The organism is Rosistilla ulvae (assembly GCF_007741475.1).
Lineage (GTDB): Bacteria > Planctomycetota > Planctomycetia > Pirellulales > Pirellulaceae > Rosistilla > Rosistilla ulvae.
The window spans coordinates 5,218,479-5,237,177 of sequence record NZ_CP036261.1 but is presented as its reverse complement, the minus strand read 5'-3'; the positions used below and the strand labels follow the sequence as shown (position 1 = coordinate 5,237,177).

The 18,699-nt window shown below is 57.9% G+C and carries 14 protein-coding genes; 4 read left to right on the top strand and 10 right to left on the bottom strand.

Features of this window, described 5'->3' with window-relative positions:
• Positions 1-94: 94 nt before the first annotated feature.
• Positions 95-2,269 carry a nucleoporin gene (locus EC9_RS27170; protein ID WP_145347518.1) on the top strand — a complete coding sequence of 725 codons (2,175 nt, stop codon included), beginning with the start codon at positions 95-97 and terminating at the stop codon, positions 2,267-2,269.
• A gap of 385 nt (positions 2,270-2,654) precedes the next feature.
• On the top strand, positions 2,655-3,689 hold the full coding sequence (locus EC9_RS18435; protein WP_218934248.1) for a GNAT family N-acetyltransferase: 1,035 nt from the start codon (positions 2,655-2,657) through the stop codon (positions 3,687-3,689).
• Positions 3,690-3,807: 118 nt separating this feature from the next.
• Here the strand turns inward: EC9_RS18435 and EC9_RS18430 are convergent, their stop codons facing one another.
• The 7 genes from EC9_RS18430 to EC9_RS18400 form a co-directional block, all read right to left on the bottom strand.
• Positions 3,808-5,094, bottom strand: coding sequence for an outer membrane protein assembly factor BamB family protein (locus EC9_RS18430; RefSeq protein ID WP_145347514.1), 1,287 nt, complete (start codon positions 5,092-5,094; stop codon positions 3,808-3,810).
• Between the two features lie 155 nt (positions 5,095-5,249).
• Positions 5,250-6,410: a glutamate 5-kinase gene (proB, locus tag EC9_RS18425; RefSeq protein WP_145288567.1), complete on the bottom strand. Its 1,161-nt coding sequence runs from the start codon at positions 6,408-6,410 to the stop codon at positions 5,250-5,252.
• A 94-nt stretch (positions 6,411-6,504) separates the two neighbouring features.
• Complete coding sequence (locus EC9_RS18420; protein ID WP_145122301.1) at positions 6,505-7,914, bottom strand: DUF1501 domain-containing protein; 1,410 nt, start codon at positions 7,912-7,914, stop codon at positions 6,505-6,507.
• 8 nt (positions 7,915-7,922) lie between these two features.
• Positions 7,923-10,421 (bottom strand): PSD1 and planctomycete cytochrome C domain-containing protein, encoded by a 2,499-nt coding sequence (locus EC9_RS18415; protein ID WP_246105762.1) that lies wholly within the window; start codon positions 10,419-10,421, stop codon positions 7,923-7,925.
• 106 nt (positions 10,422-10,527) lie between these two features.
• Complete coding sequence (locus tag EC9_RS18410; protein WP_145347510.1) at positions 10,528-12,243, bottom strand: LamG-like jellyroll fold domain-containing protein; 1,716 nt, start codon at positions 12,241-12,243, stop codon at positions 10,528-10,530.
• Positions 12,240-12,758 carry a sigma-70 family RNA polymerase sigma factor gene (locus EC9_RS18405; RefSeq protein ID WP_145347508.1) on the bottom strand — a complete coding sequence of 173 codons (519 nt, stop codon included), beginning with the start codon at positions 12,756-12,758 and terminating at the stop codon, positions 12,240-12,242. Before EC9_RS18405 ends, EC9_RS18410 begins: the two co-directional genes overlap by 4 nt.
• Positions 12,759-13,524: 766 nt before the next feature.
• Positions 13,525-13,755, bottom strand: coding sequence for a hypothetical protein (locus EC9_RS18400; RefSeq protein WP_145347506.1), 231 nt, complete (start codon positions 13,753-13,755; stop codon positions 13,525-13,527).
• 354 nt (positions 13,756-14,109) lie between these two features.
• On the opposite strand from EC9_RS18400, the gene EC9_RS18395 reads away from it, so the two are divergent.
• Positions 14,110-15,108 carry a DUF1559 domain-containing protein gene (locus EC9_RS18395; protein ID WP_145347504.1) on the top strand — a complete coding sequence of 333 codons (999 nt, stop codon included), beginning with the start codon at positions 14,110-14,112 and terminating at the stop codon, positions 15,106-15,108.
• Between the two features lie 120 nt (positions 15,109-15,228).
• Here EC9_RS18395 and EC9_RS18390 read toward each other — a convergent pair whose 3' ends face one another.
• Positions 15,229-15,807 (bottom strand): c-type heme family protein, encoded by a 579-nt coding sequence (locus EC9_RS18390; RefSeq protein WP_145347502.1) that lies wholly within the window; start codon positions 15,805-15,807, stop codon positions 15,229-15,231.
• A gap of 21 nt (positions 15,808-15,828) precedes the next feature.
• Positions 15,829-16,248: an Rrf2 family transcriptional regulator gene (locus EC9_RS18385; RefSeq protein WP_145347500.1), complete on the bottom strand. Its 420-nt coding sequence runs from the start codon at positions 16,246-16,248 to the stop codon at positions 15,829-15,831.
• 222 nt (positions 16,249-16,470) lie between these two features.
• On the opposite strand from EC9_RS18385, the gene EC9_RS18380 reads away from it, so the two are divergent.
• On the top strand, positions 16,471-17,781 hold the full coding sequence (locus EC9_RS18380; protein ID WP_145347498.1) for a hypothetical protein: 1,311 nt from the start codon (positions 16,471-16,473) through the stop codon (positions 17,779-17,781).
• A gap of 52 nt (positions 17,782-17,833) precedes the next feature.
• Here EC9_RS18380 and EC9_RS18375 read toward each other — a convergent pair whose 3' ends face one another.
• Positions 17,834-18,589 carry a PEP-CTERM sorting domain-containing protein gene (locus EC9_RS18375; RefSeq protein WP_145347496.1) on the bottom strand — a complete coding sequence of 252 codons (756 nt, stop codon included), beginning with the start codon at positions 18,587-18,589 and terminating at the stop codon, positions 17,834-17,836.
• Positions 18,590-18,699 lie beyond the last annotated feature (110 nt).

Below are 18,699 nucleotides of genomic sequence, written 5' to 3'. Positions count from 1 at the left end.
CGGCACGGCAGCCGACCCAACCTCCCCGACTGGCATCTGGTCGACCGTCGCAAACACCACAAGTTAGAGTCGCTTTCCCTGGAGACTGTTGATAATGAATCGACGAATTCGCCGTCAGCTGAGCGTGATGATCGTCACGACGCTGACCGTCATCATGGCCGTGCCACCGTATGCGATTGCCGGTTGCTTTGCACCCGCGGCATCGAATTGCTGTTGCCCATGTCCCGCGTCCTGTGCTCCGGTCTATTGCGCTCCCAGCTGCAAGCCCGTCCCCGTCGTGTCGCGATCGGTCGGATGTGCTCCCGCCATCGTCTCATCGTCGGCTTGCGGAAACGCGGTTTCCTGTGCTCCGGCACCGGCAACCACTTCGGAAATCCCAACCTACCCCGCCGACAACTGTCCGATCTGCAAAACCGGGTCGTATGGCCACGCGGCTCCCGCCGAACCGCAAACCGTTCTCACATTGCCACCGTCGGCAGATGCAAGCGAAGAAACGCCACCGACTCCAGCACCTGTGGACGAGAAGAGCGTCGATGCGGATGTGAATGATGAACCCGAGCAGGAGATTCAACCTGCGACCGCGTTGGAACCGATGCCAGCGGAGCCCAAGCCGGCTCCAAAGCCTGTCAATCCTGAACCAATGCCCGCCGAAACGCCCAATCCGTTTAATGAGCAAGCCAAAGAACCAGCACCGGCTGAACCCAAGGCAGCACCAGCTGAACCTAAGGCAGCACCGGCTGAACCTAAGGCAGCACCCGCTGAACCTAAGGCAGCACCAGCTGAACCCAAGGCAGCACCAGCTGAACCTAAGGCAGGACCGGCTGAACCCAAGGCAGTACCGGCTGAACCTAAGGCAGCACCCGCTGAACCTAAGGCAGCACCGGCTGAACCCAAGGCAGTACCGGCTGAACCCAAGGCAGCACCGGCTGAACCTAAGGCGGCACCAGCTGAACCCAAGGCGGCACCAGCTGACGATCCCTTTGGTGCGGCTCCTGTCGAACCAATGAAAGAGGCTCCAGCTGACGATCCCTTTGCAGCTCCCGTTGAACCCGAAGCTGCACCCGCTGAACCTAAGGCTGCGGCCGACGATCCCTTTGGTGCACCCGCTGAACCTAAGGCGGCACCAGCTGACGATCCCTTTGGTGCGGCTCCAGCCGAACCAATGAAAGAGGCTCCCGCTGACGATCCCTTTGCTGCTCCCGCTGAACCCGAAGCTGCACCAGCTGAACCCAAGGCTGCGGCCGACGATCCCTTTGGTGCACCAGCTGAACCTAAACCAGCAGCTGACGATCCCTTTGGTGCGGCTCCTGCCGAACCGATGAAGGAAGCTCCTGCGGACGATCTGTTTGGTGCTCCATCGGAACCAAAGCCAGCGGCTGATCCGAAGCCAGCTGCCGACGATCCCTTTAGTGCTCCATCGGAACCGGCCCCCGCGTCGGACGATCCCTTTGGTGCGGCTCCAGCCGAACCGATGAAGGAAGCTCCCGCGGACGATCTGTTTGGTGCTCCATCGGAACCAAAGCCAGCGGCTGATCCGAAGCCAGCGGCCGACGATCCCTTTGGTGCTCCATCGGAACCGGCCCCCGCGTCGGACGATCCCTTTGGTGCGGCTCCTGCCGAACCGATGAAGGAAGCTCCTGCGGACGATCTGTTTGATACGCCAGCCGAGACACCTGCGGCTGCCGATGACCTGTTTGGTGAACCGGGCAAGGCTGCACCTGCAGAACCAGCTCCAGCTGACGACCTGTTCGGAACTCCTCCTGCAGCAGAACCAGCTCCAGCTGACGACCTGTTCGGAACTCCTCCTGCAGCGGAACCAGCTCCAGCTGACGACCTGTTCGGAACTCCTCCTGCAGCGGAACCGGCTCCAGCTGACGACCTGTTCGGGACTCCTCCTGCAGCAGAACCGGCTCCAGCTGACGATCTGTTCGGGACTCCTCCTGCAGACGATGCGGCACCGGCGACCGAAGCGAAGCCAGCCGAAGGGTTCGACGACCTGTTTGGTGAGCCCAAGTCAGGGGACGAAGGGAAGGAAGCGGCGGACGATCCGTTTGGCGATCTTTCGATGCGAGTTTGGAAGGACAACACCAGCACCTTTGAAACCGAGGGGCGGTTGGTCGTGATCGGTACCGATTTCGTCAAGCTGCTCAAGACCAATGGTCGCACCTGCACCGTGCCGATGCGACGTCTCAGCCCGGTCGATGCCGACTATGTTGGCCATGTTGCCAAGTCGCTCAACACGCCGATATTGCGTTTGGTCAGCAACTAAATCGTCCTCCGTTGCTTGGCAGCGGAATGGCGAACGACGAAGAAAGGGGCAGCTTCCACGCGAAGCTGTCCCTTTATTTTTTGGGCCCCAACGGAATTGAGAGCTTGCCTTGCCCCCAACTATGGGGTGTTTTTATTCGCCGAAATCCAGTGGTTTGTCGGTATCTCCGCACTTGATGCCGGCCAAATCTCAATTAATCTAATTGAGCTGAACTTACGTGCATGCTTCCCAGGCCACAACCTTGCCGTTGATTCAACCTATGCCTCTGGCCGACTCTCTCAATCAACCAACGCAGTCGTCAGCGGGTCGCAGCAACGAACTCGGTCAATCACCGCTGTCAAATGGAGCGAGAAAACACCGCGTTCATTCGATTCATGCAAGCTGTTTGGACGATTCATTGGTCGCCGTTTGGGACGCGTTGCGATCGAGCAATCCGGCGTTCTACAGTCCCTTCTTTTCGTCTGAGTTTACGCAGGCTGTCAATCAAGTTCGCGACGACTGTTATGTGGCGATCATCGAACAATCGGGCGTACCGATCGGTTTTTTGCCCTACCATCGCAGCGGCCGATCATTGTTTCCCATCGGCCGCACGATCAACGACGCTCATGGTTTAATCTGTGCTCCCGATTCTACGATCGATTGGCGCGGGGTGCTGACCGATCTCGATGCCACCGGGTACGAATACCATGCTCTGTTTTCATCGACTAACGATGCCCAAGAGCATGCTTTTGGATGGACCAAAGCGTTTTTATGTGATCTGACCGCATCGGATCTTCGCTATGACCACTGGTTGGAGCAAAATCGCAAGACAATTTTTAAGCAGCGGCGAAAAACGAAAAAGCTGGTCCGCGAGGAAGGCCCATTGCGGTTGGAGTATGCGTCGACCGATCCGGCGGTACTCGATCGTCTGATTCAACTCAAACGCGAGCAATATCAACGGACGCGGATTTTTGACATCTTCTCGGTCGAATGGATACGCAATCTGCTGCATTTGATGCTGACGCGAGATGGTCAGCTGGAAGGGCGTTTGTCAGCGCTCTACGCGGGAGACAAATTGGTCGCGATGCACATGGGAATGCAAGAGGGCAAACTGCTGCACTATTGGTTCCCGGTCTACGATCAGGCCTTCGGGTACGCATCCCCAGGGACAGCGTTGTTTCTGGAAATCGTTCGCCAGGCGGATGCCAACCAAATCGACAAAATCGATTTCGGCTACGGCGAACTACCATACAAGTGGACGCTAAACAACGTGATCGATAGCGTGCCGCACGGAGCGATTTGTGTCTCGCCAGCTTCCTGGCACACGCGGCGACTGCGCGGTGGGATGCTGCGAACGCTCAAGGCGTTGCCTGGCAAAGAGTGGTCGAAACGCGTGCTGAGGAAAGTCCATCCACAGTTTGGCCGCGGCAGCTATCACTAAGGCAGTCGTCGGTGTCGGTGGTGCGGTGCGTTTAACCGCGTGCCCATCGGGCCGCGCGTCGGATTGAGGTCGAACGCGCGGGGCGTTGCCACCGCGGTTAAACGAGTCGGGGTGCGTTCTACTTCTCTCCGATCGCAAACAATCGCTGCTCACCGCGAATGTAGATTCGGCCGTCGGCGATCGCAGGCGATGCAAACGCTCGCTCGCCCAGTTGCGGTTCGGCGATCTGTTGGAACTCTTTCCCCGGTTGCACAATGTGCATCGTGCCATCTTCGGCTAACAGGAAGACCTTCCCAGCAGCCATCACCGGCGACGCGCTGAATTTGCGTCCCAGTCGCACATTCCAGAAGCGTTCTCCCGTCGCGGTATCGTAACAATTTGCTGTTCCGCGATCATCAGCCACGATCAGAAACTGACCGGCCAGGATCGGCGAAGGGACATAGCTGCGGACGTCGGTGCTGTGCCATGTGACATGCGAATCGCTAACATCATCGTGTCCGTCGGGGCGGATCGCGACGACGTGATGCGTTGGATAGCCCGCGGTTACGAAGAAGTGTTTGCCGTCGTAGACCGGCGAGGCGACAAACTGTTCGGTCGGCCCTTCGACGGTCCACAGCGTCGAACCATCCCGCGGGTTAAAACTTGTAACCGCCATGCTACCCGGCAACACAAGCTGGTCCGCGCCGTCGACCTCGCGGATCAGCGGCGTCGCATAACTGCGTGTTTGATGCCGACGCGGAACCTTCCATACCGTTTTCCCCGTGTTGCGATCCAACGCCACGAGGAATGAATCGCCATCGTGATCGCCGTTGATGATCACCAGATCGCCAAATAGAACGGGATTGCTGCAGAATCCATGGACGCTGCTGAAGACTCCCGGCCGCGCCAACCAACGCTGTTTGCCCGCCAAGTCGTATGCCGCGACGACGATCTTGCCGGGGGTGAGGTTCCTCGCCTTGCCGACGTTTTTGGCTGGAGCCTTGCTGCCATCGACTTCCAGGAAAACCGCAACGACTTGATCGCCATCGGTCGCCGGAGTGCTGCTGGCGAAGCTGTTCAGTGAATGCTTGGTCTCCAACGGTGCGTTAAAGACTGTCGACTTCCAAAGCGTCTCGCCCGTCGCGGTGCTGATGCACAACAGTTGGCGATCGTGTTGGTCCTCGATGCAGGTTACAAGAAAGAGTTTGTCGTTCCAGACGATCGGCGATCCGTGCCCCGTGCCGGGCAAGTCCTTTGTCCAAAGGATGTTCTTCCCCGTCGCACCGTCCCAATCGGTTGGCGGCTTCGATTCCAAGCTACTGCCATCGCCGCGAGGTCCGCGCCAGCCAGGCCACTGTTCGGCGTCAGCGGGTTCGATAGAAAGGACTAGCAACAAAGCGACACAGGTTCGCAGCAGCAGTTTCATCGGTGGGACCAGGGCTGTGGGCGTGAGGATCGATCGCAAAAGCTGGACCGATGTTCTACGCTGCGCCGAAGTGAAACGCAAGTTTTTCCAAGATGAAAAGGCAGTGCAGCCAGGCTGCTTACGTCGCACCTTGTGTTGCCTGACGTGCTGCCGTTTTAGCGTGGCAGCGGCAGTCCGCTGTTGGTTGCGATGTTGTCGCAGTGGATCACCGTGTCATAGGGACAGTGGCCTAGAACGTCGGCGATCTGACCGCTGGGCAAGCCGATGATTTTTGTCGCTTCTTCGGAGGTGTAGTTGATCAGACCACGAGCGATCTCGGCCCCCTGTGGGTCGATGATGGCAACGACTTCGCCGCGATCAAACACTCCCTCGACGCGGCGGATTCCGATCGCCAACAGGCTCTTCCCGCGATCACCCACCGCGCGGGCGGCTCCCGCGTCGACGTGCAGTTCACCCGCCAGTGCCGCAGCGGAATCGATCCACCGCAACCGGCCGCGGATCGCTTTCTCTTCGGGTTGAAACAGCGTTCCGATCGATTCGCCTGCCAAGATCTTTTCCAACACGCGATCGTCGCGGCCGGGGCCGATGATCACCGAGTGACCGTGGGAGGTGGCGATCTGAGCGGCGACAAGCTTGCTGCTCATGCCACCTTTGCTGACACTGTTTTGAGTGTCGCAAGCCATCGCAATTACCTCGTGGTTGATCGTTTCAACCGTCGACATCCGCTTGCTGTTTGGATCGCTGGGGTGGCAGGTGTGCAGGCCGTCGATGTCGGTCAGGATCACCAACATCGCATCGTTGATCAGACTGGCGACCGAAGCGGCTAAGCGATCGTTGTCGCCAAAGGTGGTCATCAGTTCTTCGACCGCGACGCTGTCGTTTTCGTTGATGATCGGAACCGCTTTGTAAGCAGCGATCTGTCGCAGCGCATTCCGAAGGTTCAAAAAGCTGGAACGATTTCGCAGATCCTCGGCGGTCAAAAGGACCTGTGCCGCGTGCCGCCCATGTTGGGCGAAGGCGTGTTGATAGGCTTGCATCAGGTCGGTTTGCCCGATGGCTGCGACGGCTTGCAGATCGGCCAGCATCCGCGGTCGCTCAGTCAATCCCAGCTTGCCGATACCCGCGCCGACAGCACCGCTGCTGACCAGCACGACGGTACGCCCGGTGTCCATGACTTTGCATAATTGTTCGGCGAGGATCGCGATCCGCTCGCGATCGAGACAGCCGTCGGGAGATGTTAGAACGCGCGTGCCGACCTTAACGACTAAGGTTTCAGCCGCGGCGAGTGCTTCAATTCGATTGATGTCGGTTGACAAATGGTACTCCTTTAAATGGCAACCATTCTGTACCAACCGACCCCATCGCGCAAAGCCCCCGCCGCCGCGAAGTTCTATTCGACGAGGCGCCAGCCTACGTCAAAATTCCTTTCACGACTTTACCAGCGACGTCGGTCAGTCGGAAATCGCGGCCGGCGTGGCGGTAGGTCAGCCGTGTGTGATCCAAGCCCATCAGATGCAAAAGCGTGGCGTGAAGATCGTGCACGTGGACCTTGTCGACGGTAGCGTAATAGCCGTAATCGTCGGTCGCACCGTACTGAATCCCAGGCCGCACTCCGGCACCAGCCATCCACATCGTGAAGCCTTCGGGATTGTGATCGCGGCCATCGTTGCCGCTTCCCTGGCAGGTCGGTGTCCGGCCGAATTCGCCTCCCCACAGGACCAGCGTATCCTTCAACAGGCCACGAGCCTTGAGATCGCGCAACAGACCGGCGATCGGTTTGTCGACCTCCTTCGCGTTCTGCTCGTGCCCCTTCCGCAGCGAACCGTGCTGGTCCCATTGGACCTCGGTATTGCTGTGCGTGACTTGCACAAACCGCACGCCACGCTCGACAAATCGCCGCGCCATCAGGCACTGGCGGCCAAAGTCAGCGGTCTTCGGATCGTCAAGTCCGTACAGATCGTGCGTGGGTTTTGTCTCCGCCGCGAGGTCCAACGCGTCGGGCATTTCGGTCTGCATTCGGAACGCCAACTCGAACGATTTGATCCTCGCTTCCAATGCGGAATCGGGGCCGGTCGAATCGAGAAAGTTCTGGTTCATCGATTGCATCAGTTCCAGTTGCATCCGTTGGCTCGCTCGGTCGAGATTCGCGTTCTGCATATATTTGACGCGAGCTTGATCCGACGGCTGGCTAGCGTTCCCCAGCGGAATCCCAGTGTGGCTGGCGGGCAGGAACGCGGAGCTCCAGTTTTTGGTGCCGCCATGAGCCAAAGTCGGACAGATCGTGATGAAGCCCGGCAGGTTCTGGTTTTCCGTCCCTAAGCCATACGAGATCCACGATCCCATGCTCGGCCGCACAAACACATCGCTGCCGGTGTGGATCTTCAGACAGGCACCGCCGTGAGCCGAGTTGGAACCGTACATCGAATTGATAATGCACAGATCGTCGACACATTCTGCGACATGCGGGAACAGCTCGCTGACCGCGATCCCACTCTCGCCGTACCGCTTGAACTTCCACGGCGATCCCAGCAGATTACCGGTCGGTGCAAACTGGACCCGCGGCTTTTCGAAGGGCAACGGCTTGCCATCGTCCTTCTGCAACTGCGGCTTGTAATCGAAGGTGTCCATGTGCGACGGACCACCTTTCATAAACAGGAAGATCACCCGGCGGGCACGCGGCGCAAAGTGCGGCGCCCGTTCGGAACCCGACAGTCCGGGCAGGTTGCTTCCCTGCGACTCTTCAGCCAACAGCGATGCCAAGGCCAGCGATCCGAAACCCGCTCCGGTCGTCTTCAATAGTTGTCGTCGTGAAAAATTCATGGCTCTACCTATCGGATGTAAACAAATTCACTGGATGCAACAATCGCTTGGCACAATCGCTGCCACGCCTGACGTTCCGCTTCCTCGCGGTCGGTCGGCGTTTTCGATAGCGATGCGAACTGCGAAACAAAGTCGAGCGAGCGGTCCCGTTCGTCGGCGGTCGCCGGCCGGCCAAACGACTGCATGTACAGCTGATCGATCCGCGTGGCGGGATCGCTGCTGTCCTGCAGCAGGCGATCGGCGATCGACAGCGCGAGCTCGGAAACCCATTCGGAGTTCATCAGGAACAACGCTTGCGGTGCGATCGTGCTGACATTGCGATTTCCGTTGAGCACGCTCGCGTCGCTGTAATCGAACAACTGGAACATGTCGTACAGATGGTTCCGGATCACCGGGACGTAGATCGAACGACGGTAGCTGTCGTAGGTCGATTTATCTTGCGAGGTGTGGTTGAAGACATACTCGCGGTTTTTGTACTGCGAGATGTTTCCGCCAACGGTCCGGTCCAATTGGCCACTAACCGCCAACAGACTGTCGCGGATCGCTTCGGCCTCCAACCGGCGAAGGTTGAACCGCCAGTACAGCGAGTTGCCTGGATCGGCTTCCACGTTCTTGGGATGGTGTTGGCTGCTGCGTTGATAGGCTTCCGAGAGCATGATCGTGCGATGCATCGTCTTGATCGACCAGCCCGATTCAACAAATTGATTCGCAAGCCAATCCAATAGTTCCGGATGCGTCGGCGGAGCCCCTTGCAAACCAAAGTTGTCGACAGTCGTCACCAGCCCCTTGCCGAAATGGCCGTGCCAGATTCGGTTGACCATCACGCGTGCCGTCAACGGATGTTGGCCGTTGGTCAACCACTGGGCGAACTGCAGCCGACCGCTGGTCTCCGGCGGCAATGGCGGTTGGTCTGTCGACGCCAGCACCTCGGGGAACCGACGCGGCACGACATCGCCCAGCGTTAAATGACTGCCTCGCAAATGAACACTCGTGTCGGCGACTTCGCCATCGATCACTCCCATCGCCATCGGGCGTTCGGGAGCCGAATCCTTCAGCTTCTTCAGCGTCTCGCGTTCGGCTTTCAGAACAGCCGTCGTTTCGGCAGGGAACTTTTTCTCGCGTTGAGCTAACGCCAATTCGCTGTCCGGCTTCTCCAGCAGCTTCGTCGCCTCGGCGATGACTTCGGCGATCTTCTTTTCTTGCGCGGCGACTTCGGCGAGATGCTCGTTGTAACGCTGCTCTTCTTCCGGCGTCTCGATCAGATTCTCGTGCCACTTCGCTACGGTCTTGTAGCTGTCCATGCTCTTGGTGCTTTTGAAGATCCCGGCCAACCCGTAGTAGTCGTGGTGGCTGATCGGATCAAACTTGTGCGTGTGGCAGCGAGCGCATCCAAGTGTCAGCCCCAACATGCTGCGGCCGATCGTGTCGAGCTGTTCATCGATGATGTCCATCTCCATCTTGGCTTCATCCTGTTCCGCCAAAACCTTGGGCCCCAACACCAGGTAGCCCGTTGCGATCAGACGTTCGTGCTCGCGAGCGATCTCGTCTCGTGGTGGCAAGAGATCGCCGGCGAGTTGCTCGACAACAAATTCATTGTACGGCTTGTCTTTATTAAACGCGTTGACGACATAATCGCGGTAACGCCAAGCGTGGCCATGGACAACATTTTCGTCCAACCCGTTGGAATCGGCGTATCGGGCGACATCTAACCAGTGCCGGCCCCAACGCTCACCATAATGAGGCGACGACAGCAAGCGATCGATCACGTTGGCGAACGCTTCCTCGGAATCATCGGCCAAGAAACCCTCGATCTCCGCTGGCGTTGGTGGCAGCCCGGTCAGATCAAAAGTGGCGCGGCGAATCAGTGTCCTCTTGTCGGCTGCGGGCACCCGTTGCAGCCCCTCGGCTTCCAGTCGCGACAGCAGAAAGGCATCGATCGGATGCCGCACCGGTACGTCGCGACGCTCTTCAGCCGCGATCGCCGGGCTGGTTTGGTTGACCGTTGGCGGATCGACCTTCGCGACCGGGCGGAATGCCCAGTGTTGTCGCCCCTTTTCCAGATCGACATCGCCGCGTGGCTTGATCGTTTGCATCCCGTCGCGGCTGGGGTGAGGTGCTCCCATTTCGACCCATCGCGTCAGGTCGGCGATCTCGGCGTCGGACAGCTTTTCATCGGGCGGCATCTGCAACGTGCTGTCGCGATAACCGACCGCCGCGACGATCAAACTGCCCTGCGGCTTTCCGGGGATTAAAGCGGGCCCGGCCAAACCGCCGGTGATCATCCCTTCATATGTATCGACTCGCAGTTCCGATTCCGCCGTGTTCTCATCGTGGCAATCGTAACATCGCTCCGCCAACAACGGGCGGATCTTCGTTTCGAAGAACGCCATCTGCTTGGCAGCATCGACGGGGGCGTCGCTCGGTTTGGCAGCGGCATCGACCGGATCGTCGGCCCAAGCCAGATTGCCAACCGCCAAGCAGGCGGCTGTCAGAACGAGCGTTTTCAAAATGGTCCAGCGACACACAGCGAGATTCGCCGTCAGCAGTGTCGTTTGGGGAGGGGGAGGGAGGGGATGCTGACTGTTAAGGCGGGATGTCATAACTTCTACCACGTTAGCGATTGGGATTGCCCGTTTCGTAGATTTCCAAAATTTCCGCGTCTTGCAACGCGCCATCGATCAAGATGAATTCGTCCATGCGACCGTTGAAATTGCGGATCGCTTGGGAGCCTTGCCATTGCGGTCGCCCCCAGTTGCCAAGTTCCGCGTTGCCGATCCGCAACCGGCCGTCAAATTGTAGCGATTCTTCGTCGCCAACTCGCTGGCCATTAAAGTAATGGCGAACCGTTTGCCGACCGCCATCGAAGACCGATGCGACATGGATCCATTGGCCCAGCTGAGTCAGGTCGACTAACGGTTGCGTGTACCGCCACTTGACGTCGGGGGCACCACCGACCGAAAGTCCCAATTGGCCCAATTGGTCGAACTGCCAATGCACTTCGCCATTGTCCCACTGGTCGGTCAAAAGGAGCGAGCTGAGCATTCGGTCGAGGCCATCGACGCGGACCCAAGCGGCCAGCGTGAGCGATTCGAAGTCGCCGGCCACATGGAACCGAACGCGATCGCTGGGGCGTTTGAAGTCCAACGCTCCCTTTTGCGGCCAGCGACCCTGTGTCCACGCGCCCCCAACAACCGCTCCGTCCAGCTTCCGCGTGTCGGAAGCTTGGTTGCGAAGCGTCGATGTCGTGGCATCTGGAGATTCAAAGTTGTAATAAAGCAGCAGTCGCGGGTCGTCGCGGAACTCCTCGCTCCAGCGTTGCCAGCGGCGATAGCCTTCGCGGATCTGCTGCGAACGTTTTTCACGCAGCAACAATTCCGAAGGCATCGCCGTGACCTGATCCGACAGCGGCGTCGAGCGTCCCTGGACGTCGACGCTGATCGCTTGCCCGGTTTCCAACGAGTGCAACATGTCGCCATCCGGCTTGCTCGCCGGTTCGTACAATTCGACCAAACCATCGAAGACGCGAACCTCCGTCCGCTGACCGGGAGTCGCCGAAACGCCAAACTCGGTCCCGAGGTCGACGATCTTGGTTTCGGAGGTTAGGACGGTGAAGCCGCGAGCCGGCACGGGGACCTGAGCCCAAGCCTGTCCCGAGTGCAACATGACTTGATCCGGGGCGTTGATCTCCAACCGCGCCGGACCTTCCAGCGTCAGCGTCGCACCGCGGAAGAACTGCATTTGCACCAAGCCCGATTCGAGCTCGATGATCTCGCGTGGAGAGACCGAATCACCCACCTCGTATTGATTTGTTCCAGTCCAGGTGACGTCGACGACTTGCTTGAGAATCGCTACCGAATCGTCGACAGGTTCCTGAGGGATGACCGCTGGTTGAGGCGGTTCGGGCAATTGTCCGCCCGCGGCATTGGCGATCGAGGGTGCTGAATGCCGCCCCTGCCACAGGCCAGTCGACAGTCCAGCGCCAAACGCGATCACGATGCTGGCCGCCAAGGCACCTGCGACGATGGGAGCCCAACGGCGGATAACGCTCCGTTCGGCAAGCTTCCCGGAACGATTGAGCACTCGGTTAAGGAAGTCGAACTTCTGCGATTCGGCTTCCAGCCGTTGATCCAATCGCTCCGCGAACAGCTCCGCCGACCGATCTTCTCCGGCAACCATCGCCAGAGCCTCGGCCATCTGGACCTCTTCGCGATACCGCTGCCGCAGCGATTCATCGCCCGCGATCATCTTTCCCAAGCGATCGAGATCCTCGTCACCGATCGCGTCATCCAAAAACTGGCTCAGCAGTTCATCAAAGGTATGTTCGTTCATCCGCCCGCCTGCTGGAATCGAGTTTCTACGCATTGCCGCAACAATCCCCGAAATCGCGACAGCGCTTGTCGCACCGCTGCGGGGGTCATGTCGGTTTGGTCGGCCAGCTGGGATGCGTTTTGCCCCTGCTGATACCGGCCGTCGACCAACGCTCGGCCGTGTTGAGGCAGCTTTTCCAAGCAGACCTTCAACGCGGCGAACCACTCTTCGGTCCAAGCGTCCGAATCCGGCTCGTCGGCCAATCCCAGCATCACGTCGGTTAGCGAGGTGTTGACCACTCGGCGGCGGCGAGTCGATTTCCTCGACTCGTTGCGGACCAAATTCCGGGCGATCGCACGCAGCCAGGGACCGGCCTGATCGATATCTTCGAGCATCTCCAGCCGTTCGTACGCGATCACAAAGACATCCTGGGCCAGGTCGTCGACAGCATCTGGCGCCGCACCCAACATCCGGATAAACATCCGAATGCGGCCTTGGTGCTCTAAGACGATCTTTGTGAAGTCACTGCGTTGCATCGTTCCCTTTCGTTGCTTGCCATTACCATGTCGCGATGCCCTCCAGTGTGACAGCATTTTTTCGGAAATGCAGGTTTACGCAGCAGATCTCTGCCGAAGCAAAAGTTGAAAACGGGCTGTCTAAACATGGTCGCACGATCCTTAAGCCATTCGCAAATATGGACTTACGCCACATCGAATGGGCCAGTCGGAAGGTCTGGATCGACCGTTTTCCCAGCTTTCAGTGGGAATCAGGTCGTGCAATGGGGCGATTAGATTTTGCCCTCCCCAATCTCCAAGGCTCCGCAGCTTATAATAAGACGTCCGAACGGACGATCAGTGCGGTGGGATGTTTGCAGCACACCGGATTTGAACCGACGCAATCCCTGAACTGCTTTAGCGGCGAGAACGGTGGGCCCAAGGGCCTTTTTTGCTCGTAACCGATAGTGTCGAGTCTCGTCCAAAATGCAGAACCCAAAAAAATAAAACTTTTAGCCTGTTGTGGTTGCGAAAATCGCAAATCATGGCGGCCACGCACCGGACTCCAGGTGGGTGGTATCTTTGGCAATGTTTGATCGGCAAGTGAGCGGTGTTGATCGGTCCACGCGTCGTGGATGCGAGGCGTGCTCTGAGGGGGGCGGTTTGAGGCGTGGCAAATTATTACAGTCTGACATCTACCGGGCGGGAAGCCCACTTAAACCGGGGCGCAGTGACGAGTAGCCAGGCGTAACGTCTTGTTGGATGCTCAAGAAAGACACTTTCCTAATTCCTCACTCGTGTCTAAGATTCAAAACGTTCCGCTCATCACAAATGCAAATTTGATTGACCTCATTCGACAGCACTTTTCTCGAGGTTCATTCAGGCGACGCTCGACGTAGGCACTCGATGCAAACACTTGGGCCGTCGATTTCCAGTCATCACCAAACAGCTTGTTTTGCAGGGTCTTCGCCGCTGCGATACGGATACTTTTCCGAAACAATCGTTTCACCATCCAGGGAATATTGGGGTTGTCATTCATGAATACGATGCGTGCCTGTTTATCGCTTGCCGTTCTATGTTTTGGTTTGATCGCTGGGTGCCAGGAGCCCCCAGCCGACCCTAACGAAAACTATTACCCAACCCCCGATGTCGTGACTCCTTCGCCGGGCCAAATGGAGTCGACTCCAACCCCATCGCGTTGACCGGTTGGGTTCAACGGAGGGCATTGGGAGTGGTGCTAATTCGCCGTGTTGTGGAATTGCGGCACTCCGTTGCTGTTGTTTTTTTGAAGTTCCATACGCAGTTCGAGATTCGTGAAGTCGATTCACCACTCAACTGTTCTTAATAGGTTCTAAGTGCTTTTCTATTTGTTCGATTTTGTGGAGGTTATAAGATGAAACGTCGTCATTCAGGTTTTACGTTAGTGGAATTGTTGGTGGTCATTGCGATCATCGGCATCTTGGTTGGGCTGTTGCTTCCCGCAGTCCAAGCGGCTCGCGAAGCGGCCCGGCGGATGCAGTGCAGCAACAATCTGAAGCAGATTGGTTTGGCATTGCACAACTACCACGACACCTACAAAAAGTTTCCTGCTGCTTGGTTGGCGAACAGTGGCGAGGCGGGCGTTGCCACGCTGGACAAATCGTACTGGGGTTGGGGTGCATCGATCCTGCCCTTTGTTGAACAACAACCGTTGTTCGATGCGTTGCAGGTCGGGACGATCAAGTTGCACGACGCTGCAAACACCCCCGATCTGTTGACGCTGATGCAATCGCCCGTCGCCGCGTTCCGCTGTCCGTCGGATATCGCTCCCGATATCAACACGCACGCCGAACGCAAAATGCACTCCGGGCTCGGCGGTGCAAGTGACGCACAAATCGCAACCAGCAACTACGTCGCCAGCAACGATACTTGGGAACCTCGCGACAACCCTAGCCCCGGCGAAAAAGGGCCTTTTGAAGAGAACGACAACGCAGCATTCCGCGACATCATCGACGGTACTGCCAACACGATCGCAGTGGGCGAACGGCGCTGGCAGCACCGCGCTCCCAACGGCAACCTGCGAATCGAAGCTGCCGGAACGGTTTTTGGGATCGGCGACAAAAAGAACACCGGTTGGACTTCTGCGGTTGTCGGCACTGGAATCGTGAAGATGAACACTTTGCAAGATTCATGGCGTTGCCAACAAGGCTTCTCCAGCATGCATCCGGGAGGAGCGATGTTTGTCTTCTGTGACGGCAGTGTTCACTTTATCGCCGAAACCGTTGAGTTTGAAATGAACGCCGAAACCAGCGTGACCAGTTCCAACTATCAAATGAATCTGCACGGCGGATATGACAACGTTTACAACAAGCTGATCGCTCGTGATGACGGTCGTCCTGTAACCCTGCCGTAGTTTCACTACTTCGAATTCACGCGATTAACGAAAAGACTCCTCACACATTCAGTGTGAGGAGTCTTTTTTTATGCGCGACGGAACCACACGCATTTCCGATCCGTGCGCTCTTCTGCCAAACTACTTCTCGCCGGCGCCGTGGGGCTGGTCGATTACGGGAATGCTAATCACAAGCCCCGTGAACTTGGCTTCTTTTGTGGGCTTCTTAAAGAACCCATCGTGGCAACCGATGCATCCGCCCGACATTGGGATCGCGGTGGCGCGGCGATAGTAGCCGTCTTCGACGATGTCGACAGCTGGCTCTCCCTTGGCAATCTCGTCGGCGGCGTGCTGTTCAAATTTCGTCTTCGGTTTGTGATGAATGCTCATCGGTTTCAGATTGACCGAAATCCAACGCGCTTCGGTGTGGGAGTCGCGCTGAATCTCTTCGAAGATGTCCTCCATCGCACGGGCCGGCACAATCGCTCGCCCCCCATGGAAATAGCGGTGGTGCATCACATCGAGTGTGGCGGCGTAGATGTCGTGCATCAGCCGGGCGCGTTGGCGAGCCTCCGCGACCGGCATCCGCAGTGCATCAGGAATCGCCTTCGCTTCGGGCTCTGTTTTTTCTGCGGCGGGAGGATCGCTGCGGCCGACCTGCAACGGTACACAGATCACAGCAATCGCACACATCAGACTCAACAACCCGCGGAACCACATCGCCACTCTCCTACACGTTGATTAAACTTCACACAGCGGCACGATGGGGCTGGTCGATTCGACCAACTGTTTAATCGTGACACCTTGAAACGCCTCTTCTGTCGCGGCATAAGCGCGATCGAGTTCCGCATGCAGCGGACACAGTTCGGTATGGGAAGCGAGTCCCAACGGACATTTGCGAATCCGCTCCAACGGCCCGACTGCGTTGACGACCTCCAAGATCGTGACCTCTCCCGTATCGCGAGCCAACAGATAACCGCCCCCTGGACCGGGCCGCGATTGAACCAACCCCGCCGCGGCAAGATCCTGCAACACGCGGTTTAGATAGCGACGGGGAACTTTCGTTTTTTCCGCCAGCGCGTCGGCGGGAGAAGTCGTTCCCGGCTGGGCTCCCAAGCAGGCGACCGCTCGCAGCGCGTATTCAGCTGTTTTAGAAAGCATGTTGGCTTCTCTCGATGGGCTCGCAAGGACCAGGTCTCGGCAGCAGAAATCGACCTGTTTCTTGACACAGGAGGCTCAATTCTATACACTTTGGTGCAGGTTCGCAACCATTTCGCGAACCTGGTGCCCCTCAGACTAACTTGCCGTCCCCGATCAACGCCAGGCGTGATCTCCGCCCAGTCCCCTCCCCACCTTCAAAGCGTTGCTGGAGCAAAAGATCTCATGACCAAAGTACTCCGAATCATCCGCTCAGCAGCTCTGTTGAGTATCGGCTTGTTCTCTGTTCCCTCCCCCGCCAACGCGCAAACGGACACGTACGAAAGCCCGCCGATCGATTACCACAAGGCTTCGGTCGACGATCGGATTACTCAGTTGTCGGCGAAGATCGAATCGGGCGAACTGCAGCTTCAGTTCGATCGGCAGCACGGCTATCTGGAGTCGGTGCTCGAAGCTTTAGATGTCCCGATCAGTTCGCAGACGCTCGTCTTTTCGAAGACCAGTTTGCAGCGTTCCCGCATTGCACCGCGGACTCCGAGAGCACTTTACTTTAACGACGACGTCTACGTCGGTTGGTGCGTGCGCGGCGATGTGTTGGAGATCGCGGCGACCGATCCACAGCAGGGTGCGACCTTCTACACGCTCGAGCAGACCGAATCGAAGCCGCCAAAATTTGTGCGCGATCGCGGCCAATGCCTCTCGTGTCACGCCAGCAGCCGCACCCAATATGTTCCTGGATATTTGGTCCGCAGCGTCTATCCCGATTCCGATGGCCAACCGATTTTGGGGAGCGGTACGTTCACGACCGACCAGACGAGCCCGTTGGAGGAGCGTTGGGGTGGATGGTATGTGACGGGGCAGCACGGCACGATGCGGCACATGGGGAACATGCTGTTCAGCGAAGCGGAGAGTCGCGAACCGGAGCTCGACCGAGGTGCAAATCTGCAGACCCTCGACACCTTGCTCTCGACCAACCGCTACCTGTCGCCGCACAGCGATATCGTCGCGCTGATGGTGCTGGAGCATCAAACGCAGATGCACAACGCGATCGCCGCGGCGAACTATGAAACGCGTCAGGCGTTGCATCAATCGTTTCAGATGAACAAGTTTCTGGAACGCGAAGAGGGACACATCAGCGAGAGCGCCAACCGGCGGATCGCCGCGTCGGCAGAGCGCGTGCTGCGCTACCTTTTGATGCGTGACGAATTCGAACTGAGCGATCGCGTTGCGGGCAGCAGCACGTTTGCCAACGATTTCATAGATCGTGGCATCAAGGATTCCAAGGGGCGTTCGCTCCGCGACCTCGACTTAAAACAACGGCTGTTCCAGTACCCGTGCAGCTACCTGATCTACTCTCCCGCCTTCGATGGACTGCCCGACGAAGTCCGTACCCGCGTGCTCGACAAACTGGCGGGCATTCTGCAAGGGACCGTCGAATCTCCCGAGGACGAACACCTGACGGCGGAGATGCGAAAACAGATCCTCGAGATCCTCCGCGACACGAAACCGGAATTCGCCCGTCGTTTGGCTGGATGAGGTCTCGCGATCGATGGGACAACGAAACGCCGTTTCGATATCGACCGCGCTATTAACATTCAGACAAAGCAGGTTTCCCGCATGATCCCCGACGCGACGATGGTCCGGTAGTACGGCTGGATCGCCTGAAGATTCCGAAGACGCCGGCCAAAGAACACAGGATCAAAGTCGACGGCTCTGGGACAGCAGCCGTTGCGGTTCCGTTGAGCGTGACGTTGTCGATCGCTCCCCGTCGTTGGGAGCCAGCGCCGTTTTCGGACGAACCGCTCGCGAATACGGGATCGAGGCGGAAGGTTACCGTGGATGACTGGGGAGCAAGGCCGGAAAGATCGAAATTGAGCGGCGAAGTCGTATTTTGCGCTCCAGTTCCTGAGATGCTTGGGCCCGCCCCGGATCCTATGGTCGTGGAAAATCCATCGGTGCTCCAGTAGAGGTTGTAGTCGAAGGCTGTTGTGTTACCGAGAGTGTCTGCGACAAAGGCATCAAAATGAAGCGATTCAAACGAGACAGCCGATGTGCCTACAGCAAGGTCAATGTCGAACTCGAAGTAGGTAGTGCTTGGTTCTCTTTCACCAATCGCTGACCACACCAAGGCAGGGCTGACTGCACCTGCGGGTGTGCTCATGAATCCGAAGCTTCCGCTATGTGGTCCTGTGGCCTGGCTTGTAATGGAGGAAGCTATCGTAAGTGCGTTGGTGTCGGTGCTGTTGCGCGAACTGTCATTGAAATTGTAGTGGGCAATGATGTCGCAGAGCGCTGCAGAACTTTGCAGCGTCAAGATCGCAATGGAAAGCAGCAATGGCTTCATCGTCAACCTCACAAGTAAGAGTTTGGGAGTTAACAAACGCGCGTCGATTGTTGGTGAGTGCGCTTTGATCGGTTCAAGCTGGCCAACGATCGGTAACCAAAAAACGCAGG

Excerpts from the sequence above, each read along its gene's own strand:
- EC9_RS27170 (WP_145347518.1), top strand. The coding sequence starts at position 95 with ATGAATCGACGAATTCGCCGTCAGCTGAGCGTGATGATCGTCACGACG.
- EC9_RS18430 (WP_145347514.1), bottom strand. The coding sequence starts at position 5,094 with ATGAAACTGCTGCTGCGAACCTGTGTCGCTTTGTTGCTAGTCCTTTCT.
- EC9_RS18420 (WP_145122301.1), bottom strand. The coding sequence starts at position 7,914 with ATGAATTTTTCACGACGACAACTATTGAAGACGACCGGAGCGGGTTTC.
- EC9_RS18410 (WP_145347510.1), bottom strand. The coding sequence starts at position 12,243 with ATGAACGAACATACCTTTGATGAACTGCTGAGCCAGTTTTTGGATGAC.
- EC9_RS18405 (WP_145347508.1), bottom strand. The coding sequence starts at position 12,758 with ATGCAACGCAGTGACTTCACAAAGATCGTCTTAGAGCACCAAGGCCGC.
- EC9_RS18400 (WP_145347506.1), bottom strand. The coding sequence starts at position 13,755 with ATGAATGACAACCCCAATATTCCCTGGATGGTGAAACGATTGTTTCGG.
- EC9_RS18395 (WP_145347504.1), top strand. The coding sequence starts at position 14,110 with ATGAAACGTCGTCATTCAGGTTTTACGTTAGTGGAATTGTTGGTGGTC.
- EC9_RS18390 (WP_145347502.1), bottom strand. The coding sequence starts at position 15,807 with ATGTGGTTCCGCGGGTTGTTGAGTCTGATGTGTGCGATTGCTGTGATC.
- EC9_RS18385 (WP_145347500.1), bottom strand. The coding sequence starts at position 16,248 with ATGCTTTCTAAAACAGCTGAATACGCGCTGCGAGCGGTCGCCTGCTTG.
- EC9_RS18380 (WP_145347498.1), top strand. The coding sequence starts at position 16,471 with ATGACCAAAGTACTCCGAATCATCCGCTCAGCAGCTCTGTTGAGTATC.
- EC9_RS18375 (WP_145347496.1), bottom strand. The coding sequence starts at position 18,589 with ATGAAGCCATTGCTGCTTTCCATTGCGATCTTGACGCTGCAAAGTTCT.